The 16,545-nt window shown below is 66.7% G+C and carries 16 protein-coding genes; 1 reads left to right on the top strand and 15 read right to left on the bottom strand.

Going from position 1 to position 16,545, the window contains the following annotated elements; all coding sequences use genetic code 11:
* Nucleotides 1–4: 4 nt before the first annotated feature.
* Complete coding sequence (locus tag OH146_RS04050; RefSeq protein ID WP_265157597.1) at nucleotides 5–1,066, bottom strand: 3-isopropylmalate dehydrogenase; 1,062 nt, start codon at nucleotides 1,064–1,066, stop codon at nucleotides 5–7.
* Nucleotides 1,067–1,233: 167 nt separating this feature from the next.
* On the opposite strand from OH146_RS04050, the gene OH146_RS04055 reads away from it, so the two are divergent.
* On the top strand, nucleotides 1,234–1,494 hold the full coding sequence (locus tag OH146_RS04055; protein ID WP_265157599.1) for a DUF6458 family protein: 261 nt from the start codon (nucleotides 1,234–1,236) through the stop codon (nucleotides 1,492–1,494).
* 66 nt (nucleotides 1,495–1,560) lie between these two features.
* Here the strand turns inward: OH146_RS04055 and serA are convergent, their stop codons facing one another.
* The 14 genes from serA to OH146_RS04125 all read right to left on the bottom strand — a co-directional run bounded on the left by serA (nucleotide 1,561) and on the right by OH146_RS04125 (nucleotide 16,522).
* A complete protein-coding gene (serA, locus tag OH146_RS04060; RefSeq protein ID WP_265157601.1) occupies nucleotides 1,561–3,153 on the bottom strand; it encodes a phosphoglycerate dehydrogenase in 1,593 nt (530 codons plus the stop codon).
* A 108-nt stretch (nucleotides 3,154–3,261) separates the two neighbouring features.
* Nucleotides 3,262–3,636, bottom strand: coding sequence for a hypothetical protein (locus tag OH146_RS04065; protein ID WP_265157603.1), 375 nt, complete (start codon nucleotides 3,634–3,636; stop codon nucleotides 3,262–3,264).
* Between the two features lies 1 nt (nucleotide 3,637).
* A complete protein-coding gene (locus OH146_RS04070) occupies nucleotides 3,638–4,033 on the bottom strand; it encodes a hypothetical protein (RefSeq protein WP_265157605.1) in 396 nt (131 codons plus the stop codon).
* 32 nt (nucleotides 4,034–4,065) lie between these two features.
* Entirely contained in the window at nucleotides 4,066–4,764 is a 699-nt protein-coding gene (locus tag OH146_RS04075; RefSeq protein ID WP_265157607.1) for a dienelactone hydrolase family protein, read from the bottom strand.
* 282 nt (nucleotides 4,765–5,046) lie between these two features.
* Nucleotides 5,047–6,072: a ketol-acid reductoisomerase gene (gene ilvC / locus OH146_RS04080; RefSeq protein ID WP_265157609.1), complete on the bottom strand. Its 1,026-nt coding sequence runs from the start codon at nucleotides 6,070–6,072 to the stop codon at nucleotides 5,047–5,049.
* 80 nt (nucleotides 6,073–6,152) lie between these two features.
* Entirely contained in the window at nucleotides 6,153–6,659 is a 507-nt protein-coding gene (ilvN, locus tag OH146_RS04085; RefSeq protein WP_265157611.1) for an acetolactate synthase small subunit, read from the bottom strand.
* Nucleotides 6,660–6,662: 3 nt separating this feature from the next.
* On the bottom strand, nucleotides 6,663–8,453 hold the full coding sequence (locus tag OH146_RS04090) for an acetolactate synthase large subunit (protein ID WP_265157613.1): 1,791 nt from the start codon (nucleotides 8,451–8,453) through the stop codon (nucleotides 6,663–6,665).
* Nucleotides 8,454–8,524: 71 nt separating this feature from the next.
* On the bottom strand, nucleotides 8,525–10,219 hold the full coding sequence (gene ilvD, locus OH146_RS04095) for a dihydroxy-acid dehydratase (protein ID WP_265157615.1): 1,695 nt from the start codon (nucleotides 10,217–10,219) through the stop codon (nucleotides 8,525–8,527).
* Nucleotides 10,220–10,281: 62 nt separating this feature from the next.
* Entirely contained in the window at nucleotides 10,282–10,668 is a 387-nt protein-coding gene (gene mnhG, locus OH146_RS04100; RefSeq protein ID WP_265157617.1) for a monovalent cation/H(+) antiporter subunit G, read from the bottom strand.
* Nucleotides 10,665–10,964, bottom strand: coding sequence for an MrpF/PhaF family protein (locus tag OH146_RS04105; RefSeq protein WP_265160648.1), 300 nt, complete (start codon nucleotides 10,962–10,964; stop codon nucleotides 10,665–10,667). The genes mnhG and OH146_RS04105 overlap by 4 nt, the downstream gene beginning before the upstream one ends.
* 5 nt (nucleotides 10,965–10,969) lie before the next feature.
* The gene (locus OH146_RS04110) at nucleotides 10,970–11,539 is read right to left on the bottom strand and encodes a Na+/H+ antiporter subunit E (protein ID WP_265157619.1); all 570 of its coding nucleotides are present in this window, start codon (nucleotides 11,537–11,539) and stop codon (nucleotides 10,970–10,972) included.
* The gene (locus OH146_RS04115; protein WP_265157621.1) at nucleotides 11,536–13,134 is read right to left on the bottom strand and encodes a Na+/H+ antiporter subunit D; all 1,599 of its coding nucleotides are present in this window, start codon (nucleotides 13,132–13,134) and stop codon (nucleotides 11,536–11,538) included. Before OH146_RS04115 ends, OH146_RS04110 begins: the two co-directional genes overlap by 4 nt.
* The gene (locus OH146_RS04120) at nucleotides 13,131–13,604 is read right to left on the bottom strand and encodes a Na(+)/H(+) antiporter subunit C (protein WP_265157624.1); all 474 of its coding nucleotides are present in this window, start codon (nucleotides 13,602–13,604) and stop codon (nucleotides 13,131–13,133) included. The genes OH146_RS04115 and OH146_RS04120 overlap by 4 nt, the downstream gene beginning before the upstream one ends.
* Nucleotides 13,601–16,522 (bottom strand): Na+/H+ antiporter subunit A, encoded by a 2,922-nt coding sequence (locus OH146_RS04125; protein ID WP_265157626.1) that lies wholly within the window; start codon nucleotides 16,520–16,522, stop codon nucleotides 13,601–13,603. The genes OH146_RS04120 and OH146_RS04125 overlap by 4 nt, the downstream gene beginning before the upstream one ends.
* Nucleotides 16,523–16,545: the final 23 nt, after the last annotated feature.

Below are 16,545 nucleotides of genomic sequence, written 5' to 3' on the forward strand. Positions count from 1 at the left end.
GTGTCTAATTCTGCGCGGAGGCGAGCGCTGCGGCAATCGCGTCGCCGACCTCGGCGGTGCTGCGGCGGGCATCGCCACGGGCGGCAAGGTCGGACTCGACGGCGGCGGTGACGCGCGCCGCGGCATCCGCGAGTCCAACGTGATCGAGCAGGAGTGCCGCCGAGAGGATCGCCGCCGTGGGGTCCGCCACCTGCTTGCCCGCAATGTCGGGGGCGGAGCCGTGGACGGGCTCGAACATGCTGGGGAAGGTGCCGTCCGGATTGATGTTGCCCGAGGCCGCCAGCCCGATTCCGCCGCTGACCGCGGCCGCCAGGTCGGTGAGGATGTCGCCGAAGAGGTTGTCGGTCACGATGGTATCGAAGCGAGCCGGGTCGGCCACCATGTGAATGGTCGCCGCATCGATGTGCTGGTAGTCGACGGAAACCTCGGGGTACTCCTTCGAGATGGCGTCAACCGTGCGCTGCCAGAGGCCGCCCGCGTGCACCAGCACGTTGGTCTTATGCACGAGCGTGAGCTTCTTGGCGGGACGCGCCTGCGCCCGCTCGAATCCGAAGCGTACGAGCCTCTCGACACCGTAGGCGGTGTTGACGCTCACCTCGTTGGCGATCTCATGCGGCGTGCCGGTGCGGATGCTGCCGCCATTGCCCACGTAGGGACCCTCGGTCCCCTCCCGCACGACCACGAAGTCGACCGTGCCGGGGTTGGCGAGGGGCGACGTGACGGAGGGGTAGAGCCTTGTCGGGCGCAGGTTCACGTAGTGGTCGAAGGCGAAGCGAAGCTTCAACAGCATCCCGCGCTCGATGATGCCTCCCGCGAGGCGCGGGTCCCTCGGGTCACCGCCGATGGCTCCGAGGAGGATGGCATCGTGCCGGGCAAGCTCGTCAAGGTCGTCCTGCTCGAGGATGCGGCCCGTCTCGAGGTAGTGCCCCGCACCGAAGGGGAACTGGGTCGTCTCGACCTCTGCCGAATCGGCGACGGCCACCTTCAGCACCTTCACAGCCTCAGCGGTGACCTCGGGGCCGATGCCGTCACCGGGGATGACGGCGAGCGCGAGTTTACGGGGCATTCGAGACTCCTGGTTCGACACAGAACATTGCCAGGCTCCAGCGTACCGGGCGCCGTCGTGCAACTTTTTTCCCCCGCCGCAGCGGTAGCGGGACTAGCGTCGAAATGGACAACGGCTCGGTTTGAGCCGGCGCCGCTGTCACCTACATGAACGAAAGGACTCAGCTCATGGGTATCGGTTCAGGCATCGCCCTCTTCGTCATCGGCGCGATTCTCGCCTTCGCGGTGAATCTCGACCTCGGCGGAGTGGTCAACCTCGACCTCATCGGCTACCTCCTCATGGGGGCCGGAGTCGTCGTGTTCCTCATCTCTCTTGTCATGTCGATGCGCCGTCGCTCCTCCGTGTCGACTGTGCGCCACGTCGATGGCGGTGGCGAGCGCGTCACGCAGCGTGAGACCCGCAGCGATCCCAACGATCCTGTCGCCTAGGCACTTCCCGACAAACGGCAGAACGCCCCCGCTGCACGCGGGGGCGTTCTGCCGTTGCGAGAAGCGTCAGGACTCCGTGATGTCGATCTCCTGCATCACATCGGCGTCGATCGCGGCGCGCACCGACTCGAGCAGGCTCTCGGGGGCCGGCGAGTCGATCGTGAGCACGCTGAGCGCCTGGCCGCCGGCCTCGCGGCGGCTGATCTGCATACCCGCGATGTTGATGCCTGCGTCGCCGAACTCCTTGCCGTAGACCGCGACGATGCCGGGACGATCGGTGTAGACCATGACGATGTGGTGCTTCTCGAGCGGCACCTCGACGTCGTGGCCGTTGACCTCGACGAGCTTCTCAATCTGCTTGGTGCCCGTCAGCGTGCCGGAGACAGAGACCTGCGTGCCATCCGTGAGGCCGCCGCGGATCGTCAGCAGGTTGCGGTACTCGTCGCTGACGGGATCGGTGATCAGGCGGACCTCGATGCCACGCTGCTCGGCGAGGAGGGGGGCGTTGACATAGGAGACGGACTCGCTCACCACATTGGTGAAGATGCCCTTGAGCGCGGCGAGCTTCAGCACCTTGACGTCGAGATCGGCGATTTCGCCACGCACCTCGATGTCGACGCTGGAGACGGGCCCCTGGGCGAGCGCGCTGAACACCTGGCCCAGCTTCTCCATGAGCGGGATGCCGGGGCGCACGACCTCGTCAATAACACCGCCTGCCACGTTGACGGCGTCGGGCACAAGCTCGCCGCCGAGGGCAAGACGCACCGACTTGGCGACGGAGACGCCCGCCTTCTCCTGCGCTTCGTCGGTCGATGCGCCGAGGTGCGGCGTGAGCACAACGTTGTCGAGCGTCGCAAGGGGCGAGTCCTTGGGCGGCTCGCTCACGAAGACGTCAAGACCGGCGCCCGCGATCTGCTTGGTCGAGAGCGCCACGTAGAGCGCATCCTCGTCGATGATGCCGCCGCGGCTGCAATTGACGATGCGCAAGGAAGGCTTCGCCTTCGCGAACTCGGCGGCGCCAAACAGTCCCGTCGTCTCGGGGGTCTTCGGGATGTGGATGGTGATGAAGTCGGACTGCTCGATGAGTTCGTCGAGCGAGACGACCTGCACGCCGAGCTGCTGGGCCCGGGTGGGAGTGACGTAGGGGTCGTAGGCGATGAGGTTGGCACCGAAGCCGGCGAGGCGCTGCGCGACGAGCGTGCCGATGCGCCCGAGACCCACGATGCCGATCGTCTTCTCGAAGAGCTCGATTCCCGTGTACTTGGAGCGCTTCCACTCCCCCGCCTTCATCGACTCGTGCGCATCCGGGATGAAGCGGGCGAGCGAGAGGATGTGGCCGACCGCGAGTTCGGCGGCCGAGATGACGTTCGACGTGGGAGCGTTGACGACCATCACGCCCGCCGTCGTCGCCGCCTTGATGTCGACGTTGTCGAGGCCGACGCCCGCGCGGGCGATCACCTTGAGCTTCTTGCCGGCGGCGATCGCCTCCTCGTCCATCTTCGTCGCGGAACGGATGAGCACCGCGGATGCCTCGGCGAGCGCCGACAGCAGCGCCGGACGGTCAGTGCCATCCACCGATCGGATGTCGAAGTCGGGGCCGAGGGCCTCGACGGTAGCGGGCGACAGTTCTTCAGCGATCAGCACGACCGGCTTTGCCACGAAATGGTCCATTCGTCGGGAGGAGTGGGTGTCGTGCCGCGAGGCTTGGGGCCGCGGCTCGGCCAGTTTAGTGCACGTGCGACAGCGCCCTGCAGAAGGCCGCCGCCGTCACAGGAGGGTGCGCGCCAGCGCCGTGAAGGTCAGCGCAGCTGCCGCGACTACGGCGAGCCCTGCCAGGTAGAGCAGGGCCTGCGCCCCCACGCGCCGCTTTCGCCCCAACCACCACGCCGCCGCGAACGCGACGACGGGTGCGGCGACATTCGCAGCGAGGATCACCCATGGCGGGGCGAGCGGGTCAAGGCCCTGCGAGACGCGGAAGGCGTTGCGCGCGTCGCTCAGCTCGATCGCCCCGAAGAGGTTCGTGAGCGCTTCAAAGAGGTCGTAGGCGAAGAAGAGTCCGAAAAGCACCGCGAGGGCAATCGTGAGCCAGCGCGGGCCCGGCTTCGCGGCCTCGGGAGTCGTCGCCGCAGCATCCGTCGTCATCTCAACCTCCCAGCACGAAGGGCCACGGCACGAGCAGAAGGACGCCCACGATGAGCCAGACGAGACGTGTGCCGGAACGACGTACGAGCCCAAACACGGCTGCCATCCAGATCACGGGCGATGCGATCGCGAGGAACTCCCCCAGTTGATACATGATCTCGTCGAAGAGACCGGGCTGGGTGAAGTCGTCACGCTGCACCGCGACGGCCCAGCCGACGCAGTAGAGCAGGAAAATGCCTGCCGTGATGCCGTAGGCGACAAGCAGAGCCGAGCTCGTTCCGCCCGGCTCGGCTGCTGCGGGGGCAGTGCGGCCCTCACGCGCCGACGCAGGACCCGCCACATGGCTCGGATCGTCGTCGTCCCAGCGCAGGGCGTCGTCGTCGGAGTCGGCGGTCATGCCTCGACTCTACTGCGAACGGATGCCGCGGCTCAGGCCACGTGTCGCCGTAGGAACTCCGTCGCCCGTGACAGCGCGAGGGCCGCTGCATCCGCGTTGTAATTGCCCGCCGGGTTCTCGTCATTGGCGAAGGCGTGTGCCGCGTCGTAGTAGAAGAACTCGACGTCGGCGCCCGACTCCTCACGGATCTGCTGCTCCTGCTCCTTCGCCTTGTCGACGGAATACAACGTGTCGTTTTTCCCGTAGTGCCCCTGGATGGCGGCGCGCACACCCGCATACGAGGAGGGCACGCCCTGGCCGACCCCATAGAACGGCACGGCCGCGCTCACTCTCTCACCCTGCTGCGCTGCGAGCGCGAGCACGAAGCCGCCGCCCATGCAGAAACCGATCGCACCGACCGTGCGGCTTGTGACCGCGTCGAGGCCGAGAAGATAGTCGAGCGCCCCCGCGAGCATGGTCGCGGCCTCCGCCTCGGGAAGGGCGGCCATCATCTCGGCGGCCTCCTCGCCATCGTGGGCGACGCGACCCCCATAGAGGTCGGGTGCGAGCACGACGAAGCCCTCCGCCGCGAAACGGTCGGCGACATCCTTGATGTGATCGACGAGACCCCACCACTCCTGGATGAGGATGATGCCCGGCCCGCTGCCCGACTCAGGGACAGCCAGGTAACCGTATGCCTCGCGCTCGCCCGAGGGGAACGTCACATTCTGGTGGGGTGCCTGCTCGACCACGTCGTCTCCTATCTTCCGCCTTTGCACACCAGTGTAGGCAGGCGGTCAGACGCGAAAGGGCCGGCACCCTTGTGAGGTACCGGCCCATATCACCGCGAGTTCACGGTGGGCTTAGATCGCAGGACTAGCGCGCAGCGCTGCCGTCGCCGTCACGCCGCTTGCGGCCTGACCAAACAAGCACAGCGTCTGCGACTACGTGGGCGTCAGCGCGCAGCGCTGCCGTCGCCGTCACGCCGCTTGCGGCCTGACCAAACAAGCACAGCGTCTGCGACTACGTGGGCGTCAGCGCGCAGCGCTGCCGTCCACGTAGTCCTCGTCCTGCTGCTTCCAGGCGAAGAGGGCGCGGAGTTCCTTGCCGGTGGCCTCGATGGAGTGCTCCTGCTCCTTCTCGCGCAGCGCGAGGAACTCCTGGCCGCCGTTGTCCTGGTCGTCGATGAAGCGCTTGGCGAAGGCGCCCGACTGGATGTCGGCGAGCACTGCCTTCATGTTCTCCTTGACGTCGGGCGTGATGACGCGCGGGCCGGAGACGTAGTCGCCGTACTCGGCCGTGTCGGAGATCGACCAGCGCTGCTTGGCGATGCCGCCCTCCCACATGAGGTCGACGATGAGCTTGAGCTCGTGCAGCACCTCGAAGTATGCGATCTGCGGCTGGTAGCCGGCCTCGGTGAGCACCTCGAAGCCGTACTGCACGAGGTGGGACATGCCGCCGCAGAGCACGGTCTGCTCGCCGAAGAGGTCGGTCTCGGTCTCTTCTGTGAAGGTGGTCTTGATGACGCCGGCGCGGGTGCCACCGATCGCCTTAGCGTAGGAGAGGGCGAGATCCCAGGCCTGCCCCGAGGCGTCGTTCTCGACGGCGATGATGTCGGGGATGCCGCGACCCGCGACGAACTCGCGGCGCACCGTGTGACCGGGGGCCTTCGGTGCGACGAGGATCACGTCGACGTCGTCGGGTGCCTCGATGTAGCCGAAGCGGATGTTGAAGCCGTGCGCGAACGCGAGGGTCTTGCCCGCCGTGAGCTTGCCCTTGACGTGGTCGTTGTAGATGGTGCGCTGGTGCTGGTCGGGCGCGAGGATCATGATGACATCGGCCCACTCGGTCGCGTCGGCAACGCTCTTGACCTCGAAGCCCTGCTCCTGCGCCTTGGGTGCCGACTTCGAGCCGTCCTTGAGCGCGATGACGACCTCGACGCCGGAGTCGCGAAGGTTCTGGGCGTGGGCGTGGCCTTGCGAGCCGTAGCCGACGATAGCCACCTTCTTGCCCTGGATGAGCGACAGGTCGGCGTCCTTGTCGTAGAAGATCTCGGTCACTGTGTTTCTCCTTGTTGTGCTGTGTAGGTCGGTGCTGGTTTTGACACAGCCCTGGCGGGCCTGCTCAACCTGCAGCTTGGTCAATTCTTGAAGATTCGTTCCGTGATGCTCTTGGAGCCTCGGCCGATCGCGAGCAGTCCGGACTGCGCGATCTCCTTGACCCCGTAGGGCTCGAGCACCCGCAGTAGTGCCTGCGTCTTTGCCGTGTCCCCCGTGACCTCGATGACCACGGCATCCGTTGCGACATCGACGATGCGCGCCCGGAACAGAGTAGCCGCTTCGAGGATCTGGCTGCGCGTCGTGTTGTCTACACGCACCTTGATGAGCATGTGCTCACGCTGCACCGTCTGAGCAGGATCGAGCTCGACGACCTTGATGACGTTCACGAGCTTGTTGAGCTGCTTGGTCACCTGCTCGAGCGGCAGCTCCTCGACGTCGACCACGACCGTGATACGCGAGAGGCCGGCGATTTCGCTCTTGCCGACCGCGAGGCTCTCGATGTTGAAGCCGCGGCGGGCGAAGAGGCCCGCCACTCGGGTCAGGAGGCCCGGCTTGTCCTCCACGAGGAGGGAAAGGACGTGACTCATGGCTTACTCCTCTTCCCACTCGGGGGCGTGCTCGCGGGCGTACTGCACCGATGAGTTGCCGACGCCCTGCGGCACCATCGGCCACACCATGGCGTCGCGGCTGACGACGAAGTCGATCACGACGGGACGGTCGTTGGTCTCGTTGGCGAGGCGGATGGCGTCGTCGACCTCTTCCTTCTTCGTGACGCGGATCGCGAGAGCCCCGTAGGCCTCGGCGAGCTTCACGAAGTCGGGGATCATGACGGTGTCGTGCCCCGTGTTGAGGTCCGTGAAGGAGTGACGCCCGTTGAAGAACAGGGTCTGCCACTGACGCACCATGCCGAGCGACGAGTTGTTGATGATCGCCACCTTGATGGGGATCTCGTTGATTGTGCAGGTCGCGAGTTCCTGATTGGTCATCTGGAAGCATCCGTCGCCATCGATCGCCCACACCGTGCGCTCGGGGTTCGCAACCTTGGCACCCATTGCCGCGGGCACGCTGTAGCCCATCGTGCCGGCGCCGCCCGAGTTGAGCCACGCGCCGGGGCGCTCGTACTTGATGAACTGCGCCGCCCACATCTGGTGCTGGCCCACCCCTGCAGCGTAGACACCCTCCGGCCCCGTGATGGCACCGATCCGCTCGATGACGTACTGCGGTGAGAGCAGGCCGTCGTCGGGCTCGTCGTATCCGAGGGGATACTGCTGCCTCAGATTGTCGAGACGTGCCCACCACTCCGCGATGTCCGGCCGCTGTTGGCCGGTCGCGAGCGAGAAGGCTGCGGTGAGGTCAGCGATGACGTCCTTGGCATCGCCGACGATGGGAACATCGGCCGTGCGGATCTTGGAGATCTCGGCGGGGTCGATGTCGACATGGATGACCTTGGCGTGGGGAGCGAACTCGCTCGCCTTGCCCGTTACGCGGTCGTCGAAGCGCGCGCCGAGCGAGACCAGCAGGTCGGATTCCTGGATGCCGAGCACGGCAGGGACCGTGCCGTGCATGCCCGGCATTCCCAGGTGCTGCTGGTGCGAGTCGGGGAAGGCGCCGCGGGCCATGAGGGTTGTGACGACGGGAGCGCCCGTCGTCTCGGCGAGCGCCAGAAGCTCAGCGGATGCTCCGGCACGCACCACCCCGCCGCCCACGTAGAGCACGGGGCGCTTCGCCTCGGCGAGAAGCTGGGCAGCCGCCTGGATTTGCTTGCCGTGCGCCTTGACGACGGGGCGGTAGCCGGGAAGCTCGACGGAGGTGGGCCACACGAAGGGGGCGCGGCCCTGCTGCGCGTCCTTCGTGATGTCGACGAGGACCGGCCCCGGGCGACCCGTCGACGCGATCTCGTATGCCGCGGCGAGGGTCTTCGGAATGTCCTCAGCCTTGGTCACGAGGAAGGAGTGCTTGGTGATCGGCATCGTGATGCCCACGATGTCGATCTCCTGGAACGCGTCGGTGCCCATGGAGGTCGAGAAGACTTGGCCCGTGATGGCGAGCAGCGGCACGGAGTCCATGTAGGCATCCGCGATGGCCGTCACGAGGTTCGTGGCGCCGGGACCTGAGGTCGCGATCGCGACCCCGACCTTGCCGCTCGACGACGCGTAGCCCTCGGCCGCGTGGCCTGCGCCCTGCTCGTGACGCACAAGGATGTGGCGGATGGTGGGCGACGACATGAGCTCGTCGTAGAAGGGCATGATGGCGCCGCCGGGCAGGCCGAAGACGTCCTTCACGCCGAGGTGCTCCAGGGAGCGGAGGATGGCGCCGGAGCCGGTGAGGATGTCCGGCGCGTTGGGAGGACTGCTGGGAGTGGGCGGAGTGTCCGCTGACATCACTTGGATCCTTGCATCGTGAACACGAGTGGTGGAGCCGGTGCTGGGCCCGGCACTGAAGGAGGGGGCGACTACCCCGTGATCGCGCCCTCCGAGGCGGAGCGCACGAGCTTGGAGTACTTCGCGAGAACGCCACGGGTATAGCGCGGAGGAAGTGGAGCCCAACCGTCGCGGCGGGCTGCCAGCTCGGCCTCGTCGACGAGTAGGTCGAGAGAGCGGGCTGCGATATCGACCCGAATCAGATCACCATCGCGCACGAAGGCGATCGGACCTGCGTCGACCGCTTCGGGTGCTATGTGGCCGATGCACAGGCCGGTTGTGCCGCCTGAGAATCGTCCGTCCGTCAAGAGTAGTACATCTTTTCCGAGCCCCGCGCCCTTGATCGCCGCCGTGATGGCGAGCATCTCGCGCATGCCCGGCCCGCCCTTGGGGCCCTCGTAGCGGATCACCACGATGTCGCCGGCCTTGATGGAGCCCTCGGTGAGAGCATCCATGGCGGCACGCTCGCGCTCGAATACTCGTGCCGGGCCCTCGAAGACGGCGGCGTCGAAGCCCGCGGTCTTGACGACGGCGCCCTCGGGGGCCAACGTCCCCTTGAGCACGGCGAGGCCGCCCGTCGCGTGGATGGGGTTGTCGAGAGTGCGCAGCACCTCTCCGTCGAGCGGGTCGATGTCGAGCTCTGCCAGGTTCTCGGCGAGGGTCTTACCCGTCACTGTCAGGGCGTCGCCGTGCATGAGACCCGCGTCGAGCAGTGCCTTCATGAGCACGGGGAGACCGCCGTGCCGGTCGACGTCGTTCATGACGTACTTGCCGAAGGGCTTGAGGTCGCCGATGTGCGGAACGCGATCGCCGATGCGGTTGAAGTCATCGAGAGTGAGCTCGACCTCGGCCTCGTTGGCGATCGCCAGGAGGTGCAGGATGATGTTCGTCGAACCTCCGAGGGCCATGCCCACGGCGATCGCGTTCTCAAAAGCCTTCTTTGTGAGGATGTCGCGTGCCGTGATGCCGAGACGCAGCATCTCGACAACCGCCTCTCCGCTGCGGCGCGCGTAGTAGTCGCGACGGCGGTCGGCCGAGGCCGGCGAGGCCGAGCCGGGCAGGCTCATTCCCAGGGCCTCCGCGACACTCGCCATGGTGTTGGCCGTGTACATACCACCGCACGCGCCCTCGCCGGGAGCGAAGGCGCACTCGATCCGCTTTGCGTCGGCCTCCGACATCCGTCCGGCCTTGACCGCGCCGACCGCTTCGAAGGAGTCGATGATCGTGATGTCCTTCTCGGTGCCGTCACTGAGCTTGACCCAACCGGGGGCGATCGAGCCCGCATAGAGGAAGACGGATGCCAGGTCGAGTCGCGCCGCCGCCATGAGCATGCCGGGGATGGACTTGTCGCAACCGGCCAGCACGACCGAGCCGTCGAGCCGCTCGGCCATCATGACGGTCTCCACTGAGTCGGCGATGACCTCGCGGGAGACGAGCGAGAAGTGCATACCCTCGTGACCCATCGAGATGCCGTCGGAGACGGAGACGGTGCCGAACTGGAGGGGGTAGCCGCCGCCCGAGTGCACGCCCTCCTTGGCTGCCTGGGCGAGCCGGCCGAGACTCAGGTTGCAGGGGGTGATCTCGTTCCAGGAGCTTGCGATGCCGATCTGCGGCTTCTCCCAGTCAGCATCCCCCATCCCCACGGCCCGCAGCATCCCTCGTGACGTCGTCGCCTCGATTCCGTCGGTGACGACGCGGCTGCGGGGTTTCATGTCGATCTCAGGCATGCGGCAAGTTTACTGCCCCGCGGAGATGCCCCTTCCCCACAGAAGACGAGACGGAGCGCTCCTCAGACACCGGGAGAACCTTCCTCACGGGCCCGCTCCTCCTGGGCCGCCTCAATGGCGTCGTCGAGCTCGTCGGCGTAGAGGTAGGCCTCGTCGACGTTGCCTGCGCGGTACCCAGCCCGCCCGATCATGTGTGCCGAGATCGGGGCCGTGAGCATCTGGAACAGGAGAATCGGGATGAGGGTCAGAAGCACTGCCCAGCTGCGCTGCGAGATCGCGATCGCGCTCAGCACGAGCATGAGACCGAGCACCTGGGGCTTGGTCGCCGCGTGCATTCGCGCGAGCACGTCCGGGAAGCGCACGAGGCCAACGCCTGCTGCGAGGGAGAAGAGACCTCCCACGATGAGGAAGACCGCGGCGAGCACATCGAGCACGGAGTCGAGCGTCATCGTCTCTTCTCCCGTGCCGCGGGATTGTGACCGGGCGAGCGGCGTTCAGCGGTCTGCTTCGACACATAGCGCGCCACCGTGATGCTCGCGAAGACCGCGATGAGGGCCAAGACGACCATGATGGGCACCGTCCGGGTGTGGTGGTTGTAGACCATATCGACCCCCAGCACGCAGATGATCGTGGTCACCAGCATGTCGCACGCGATCATGCGGTCGAGGATGGCGGGCCCGCGCACGATCCGGTAGACGGATGCGAGGGCCGCGAGAAGGAAGAGGATGCCGATGGCGGCGAACATGATCGTCACGCTGACTCCTCCGCTCGCTCGCAGCGCATGAGCTCCTCCTTGGATCCGATGACGCGCAGGATCCGGCGCTCCGCCCGGTGCACGATCTGTTTCGCCCTCGTGATCGAGTCTGCGTCGTGGACATCGAGGGAGTGGATGTAGAGCACGGCTCGGTAGCGGTCTGCCTCGATCACGAGCGAGCCGGGCACGAGGGAGATGTTGAGCGAGACAAGCAGCATCACGAGGTCGGATCGGCTCTGCAACTGCACTGCGACGACGGAGCTGTCGGGCGTGCGGCGCGGGTTCACGGCGATCCACGCGACGTGGAAGGAACCCTTGACGACATCCCAGATGAAGGTCACGACGAAGACGAGGGCCCACCATGGGTTGAAACGCCCGGAGAGCTCGACCGGGGGCAGATAGAAGAGGCGCGTCACGATGACCGCGATGAGGATGCCCGTGACGATCGTCAGCGCAGAGAGCGAGCCCCACAGCAGCATCCACAGGACCACCAGCCAGACGAGAAGGGGAAGCTGGCTGACGAGATTGCGGCGCCCCGAGCCGCGCGAGGGGTTCTCGGCCGTCATGGTTGCCCGCTCCCCTCGCTCACGTCGATTTGCGACTCGTCGACGACGTTGGGGAAGACGAGGCTCGTATAAGTGCGCGGGTTCCCCAGGTTCTCGCCGGCTCGCGCGGAGACACCGTAGAGCGGCCCCGCGAAGATCGTCAACGAGACCGTGACGGCGACCATCCCCGCAGTCGACCACGTCATGAGGGCGGGCGAGTTGCGACTCTCCTGCTGCTGCGCTGGTCCGGGCGCCTCACTCAGCTGATCGAGGAGAGACGACTGGTAGGTCTCGACTTCCGACTCCTGGCGCCAGAACGCCATGTTCCAAACGCGAGCGAGCGCGTACAGGGTGAGGAGGGAGGTGAGGGTCCCGCCCGCGATGACGACCCAGATGAGCACGTCGGGCGTCTCGGCACCCGCTCGGAAGAGGGCGAGCTTGCCGATGAAGCCGGAGAACGGGGGGATGCCGCCGAGATTCAGGGCGGGGATGAAGAACAGCACGGCAATGACGGGAGCAGATCGGAGCAGCCCGCCCAACCGATTGATCGAGGTCGAGCCGCCCTGGCGTTCGACCAGCCCGGCCGCAAGGAAGAGGGTCGTCTGCACCGTGATGTGGTGGACGATGTAGAAGATCGTCGCCCCCACACCCGCCACGGTGCCCATCGCGATGCCGAAGATCATGTAGCCGATGTGGCTCACGAGCGTGAAGGAGAGCAGTCGCTTGATATCCGCCTGGGCGACAGCACCGAGGATGCCGACCACCATCGTGAGGAGCGAGACGACCATGAGCGCCTCGTTGATGTCGCTGTCGGCGAAGAGGATCGTCTCGGTGCGGATGATCGCGTAGACGCCGACCTTCGTCAGCAGGCCCGCGAACACCGCCGTGACCGGAGCCGGAGCAGTCGGATACGAGTCCGGCAGCCAGAACGACAGTGGGAACACGGCCGCCTTGATGCCGAAGGCGATGAGCAGCATGACGTGCAGGATGAGCTGGATGTCGGACGGCAGGTCCTGCATCCGGAGCGAGATGTGCGCGATGTTGACCGTGCCGAGCGCCCCATAGATCAGAGCGATCGCGGCGAGGAACAGCACGGAGGAGACGAGGCTCACGATGATGTAGGTCACGCCCGCCCGGATGCGCGCCCCCGTGCCACCCAGGGTGATGAGCACGTAGCTTGCTACCAGAAGGATCTCGAAGCCGACGTAGAGATTGAAGAGGTCGCCGGCGATGAAGGCGTTGAAGACGCCCGCGGCGAGCACCATATAGGTCGGGTGGTAGATGGAGACAGGAGTCTCATCGTCGCCGTCGGCCATGCCCTGTCCCACGGAGAACACAAGCACCGCGAGGAGCACGATCGCGGAGATGATCAGCATGAGCGCCGAGAGCCTGTCGACCACGAGCGAGATGCCAAAGGGTGGCTCCCAGCCGCCGACCGTCATGACGAGCGCGCCCTGGCGGTCGACCTCGATGAGGAGCGCGACGCTGACGGCGAGCACGGCGACGAGGGCGGCCACCGTGACCAGCCGTTGCAGCCGGGTGTGCCGGCCCGCGATGAGGGCGCCGGCCGCCCCAAGGAGCGGCAAGATCACGACGAGGGGAACGAGAGCGGTCACTGCTTCTCCTCCTCGCCTGTCTCGGCCAGGTCGTGCGCGGCGCTGAGCTCGTCCAGGTGATCGACCTCCTGGTCCTGATGGTCCGGGTCGAGGAGTTCCGCCTCGACGTTGGCGTCGCGCTGGGCGATCGCAAGGTCCTCGGCGTCGTCGATGACCTCATCCGCCTTCGAGAGTCGCCACGACCGATAGATCAGGGCCATGAGGAATGCCGACACCCCGAAGGTGATGACGATCGCCGTGAGCACGAACACCTGTGGCAGCGGGTCGGCGATCTGGGATATCTCGGTGCCGTTGTCGAGCACGGGGGCCAGGCCATCCGGGCCCGCCATGATGAGCAGGAGGAGGCTCGTGGCATTGGCGACGAGCAGGAACCCGAGCAGCACGCGCGTGAGGCTCCTCTCAAGCAGGAGATACACGCCCGTGGCATAGAGCACCGCCATCACGATGACGAGGGTGAGGGACGCGGTCATGCGTCGGCCCTCCCCTCGAGCCGCTCATGCGGCGTGCGCGGGTCCTCTTCCTCCTGCTGGCGGTCGACCTCGCCGCCCAGACTTCGGAGCACGTCCAGCACGAGACCGATCACGATGAGGTAGACGCCGACATCGAAGATGGTCGAGGTGATGAACTCGACGTGGCCGAAGAGTGGAAGCTCCCCCTCGATGAACGCCGAGGTGAGAGCATCCGCTCCGAAGAGCAGTGGGACGGCGGCGGAGCCGACCGCGAGCACGAGACCTGAGCCGAGGAGCCGGCCGGCGTCGATCGTCACGGCGGCGCCCAGTTCGTAGCGTCCTCCCGCCAAGTAGCGCGCGACGAGCGCCATGCCGGCTACGAGACCCGCGGCGAATCCGCCGCCGGGTGCGTTGTGACCGCTGAACAGCACGAAGAGCGACACCACCATGATCGAGTGGAAGACGAGCCTGACCGTGATCTCAAGCAGGATCGACCGGTTCTCTGGGGCCAACGTACGCCCCGCGAGGAGCCAGGCAAGGCGCTTCTCGCCCGTCTCGGCGAGAGCGCGAGAGCGGCCGATGGGACGCGAGGGTTCCGTGATGGGGCGCTGCCGCAGGAGCCCCCGCCTGCCACGTGTGAGCCGTGGGCGCACGAGATCGTCAGTGCGGCGGTCGAGGAAGACGAGGCTCGCGACGCCGTTCGCCGCCACAATGATGACCGAGAGCTCCCCCATCGTGTCCCAGGCGCGAACGTCGACGAGGGCGACGTTGACGACGTTGACCCCGTGTCCCAGGGTGCGCGCGAGCTCTGCGAACTCGGGATAGATCGGCTCCGTCGAGCGGGCGGCGAGCGCCGTGACGGCGACGATCGACATCGTGAGCGCGACGACGACCGCGAGTGCTGCCCTCACGGCACGGTGCCGCGGCCTCCCGTGGGCGACGCCGATGCGACGGGGAAGCCTGCGCAGTACGAGCACGAAGGCGACGAGCGTCACCGTCTCGACGAGGAGTTGCGTGAACGCCAGATCGGGCGCCCCCTGCAGCACGAAGAGGGTCGCGAGGCCGTAACCTGTCACGCCCACGAGCACGACGGCGGTGAAGCGCTTGTCGGCTCGGACAGCGGCGACGGCGGCGATCACCATGATGAGCCCCACGGCCGCCTGGGAGGGGAAGTCCCACAGGCGCCACGACGTCGGCCAGGTTTCGTTGAGCACGAGCGAGGTGCCTGCCGTCGCAACGAGTACCAGGAGGATTACCCCGAGATAGAAGGGTAGCGAGCCGCGCTGCGTCGTGGAGGTGACGCGGGCCGCCGTGCGGTCGATGAAGCGCAGAACCTTCCAGTACCCGTCCGCCGCGTTGACCGTCGCGGGCACCATCGCCTGCAGGCGGGCAACGCGCTCGCGCTTCCAGAACAGGGCGGTGCCCAGCAGCAGGGTGAGGGCAGAGAGCCCGAGAGCCGGCTCGAGGCCGTGCCAGAGAGCCAGATGATACTCGTGTCCACCAGCGGGGAACGCGACAGCGTAACCCGCCAAGACAGGATCTGCGACGGATGCCACCAGGCCGAGCCCTATCCCACCCGCGGCCAAGAGCGCGGGCGAGACGAGGGCGTCCCACCGGTCGCGATGCACCTCGGTGTCTTCCACACCCTCCTTGCGGGCGAACGCCCCCCAGAGGAAACGTGCGCTGTAGGCGACCGTGAACACCGAGCCCGTGACCACGCCGAGCAACGCGAGGATGCCGAGAGCATCGCCCTCGAGCAGCGCCGTGAAGACGGCCTCCTTGGCGACGAATCCAAAGGTCGGCGGCAAACCCACCATGGATGCCACGGCGAGGGTCGCGACGATGGCGAGCACGGGGCGCTGCCTGCCCAAGCCGCTCAGGCGCCGCAGGTCTCGCGTGCCCGTCGAGTGGTCGATGAGACCGACGACGAGGAAGAGGGTCGCTTTGAAGAGGGCGTGGGCGAGAAGCAGGGCGAGAGCGGCAAGTGCCGCCGTGCGCGAGCCGAAGCCTGCAATGACGGTCAGGAAGCCGAGCTGGCTGACCGTGCCGTAGGCGAGCAGCAGCTTGATGTCGGTCTGCCGCAGCGAGCGCCAGCCGCCCACGAGCATCGTCACGACCCCCAGTGCGACGAGCGACTCGCTCCAACCGGGAATGTTCGCGAACCCCGGTGTGAGCGCGGCGATGAGGTAGATGCCCGCCTTGACCATGGCAGCCGCGTGCAGGTAGGCGCTCACAGGCGTGGGTGCTGCCATCGCTGCCGGCAGCCAGAAATGGAAGGGGACGAGTGCCGACTTGGACACAGCGCCCACGAGGATGAGGAACACTGCCGTCATCACCGCGCCGCCCTCGGGAGGCGATGCGACGATCTCGCTCAGGCTTGTCGACTCGGCAGCTGCCGCGAGGACGATGAGCCCCACGAACATCGTGAGCCCACCGCCCGTCGTGACGAGCAGGGCCTGCAGGGCCGCCCCGCGGCTCGCCTTCCGATCCGTGTAGTGGGCGATCAACAGGTAGGAGAAGACGGTCGTCGCCTCCCAGAACATGAAGAGCAGGAAGATGTCATCACTGACCACGAGCCCGTACATGGTTCCGCTGAAGGCGATGAAGAAGCCAGCGAAGCGCCCGAGTCCGGGTTCATCTGGGGCGAAGTAGCGCTCGCAGTAGACGAGCACGAGGGCTCCCACGCCTAGCACGACGATCGTCATCACCCAGGAGAGCGTGTCGAGGCGGAAAGAAAGCGCGAGTTCGAGGTGCTGCACCCAGATGAGCGACTCGCGAACGATCTCCCCCTCGAAAACTCGAGGAGCCGCAGACACGGAGACGGCCAGCGCGCCGAGGGGCACGAGCGCGAGCAGCCAGAAGACGCGCGGCCCCAATACTCGGGCGAGCACGGGAGCAAGCAGCGCCGCGAGCGCAAAGAAGGCCAGTGATATCAGCACGTGACCTCCGTCTCTCAGGGCGG

Source organism: Homoserinimonas sedimenticola (assembly GCF_026094475.1).
Lineage (GTDB): Bacteria > Actinomycetota > Actinomycetes > Actinomycetales > Microbacteriaceae > Homoserinimonas > Homoserinimonas sedimenticola.

Excerpts from the sequence above, each read along its gene's own strand:
- OH146_RS04050 (WP_265157597.1), bottom strand. The coding sequence starts at position 1,066 with ATGCCCCGTAAACTCGCGCTCGCCGTCATCCCCGGTGACGGCATCGGC.
- OH146_RS04055 (WP_265157599.1), top strand. The coding sequence starts at position 1,234 with ATGGGTATCGGTTCAGGCATCGCCCTCTTCGTCATCGGCGCGATTCTC.
- OH146_RS04065 (WP_265157603.1), bottom strand. The coding sequence starts at position 3,636 with ATGACGACGGATGCTGCGGCGACGACTCCCGAGGCCGCGAAGCCGGGC.
- OH146_RS04070 (WP_265157605.1), bottom strand. The coding sequence starts at position 4,033 with ATGACCGCCGACTCCGACGACGACGCCCTGCGCTGGGACGACGACGAT.
- ilvN (WP_265157611.1), bottom strand. The coding sequence starts at position 6,659 with ATGAGTCACGTCCTTTCCCTCCTCGTGGAGGACAAGCCGGGCCTCCTG.
- OH146_RS04090 (WP_265157613.1), bottom strand. The coding sequence starts at position 8,453 with ATGTCAGCGGACACTCCGCCCACTCCCAGCAGTCCTCCCAACGCGCCG.
- ilvD (WP_265157615.1), bottom strand. The coding sequence starts at position 10,219 with ATGCCTGAGATCGACATGAAACCCCGCAGCCGCGTCGTCACCGACGGA.
- mnhG (WP_265157617.1), bottom strand. The coding sequence starts at position 10,668 with ATGACGCTCGACTCCGTGCTCGATGTGCTCGCCGCGGTCTTCCTCATC.
- OH146_RS04105 (WP_265160648.1), bottom strand. The coding sequence starts at position 10,964 with ATGTTCGCCGCCATCGGCATCCTCTTCCTTCTCGCGGCCCTCGCATCC.
- OH146_RS04110 (WP_265157619.1), bottom strand. The coding sequence starts at position 11,539 with ATGACGGCCGAGAACCCCTCGCGCGGCTCGGGGCGCCGCAATCTCGTC.
- OH146_RS04120 (WP_265157624.1), bottom strand. The coding sequence starts at position 13,604 with ATGACCGCGTCCCTCACCCTCGTCATCGTGATGGCGGTGCTCTATGCC.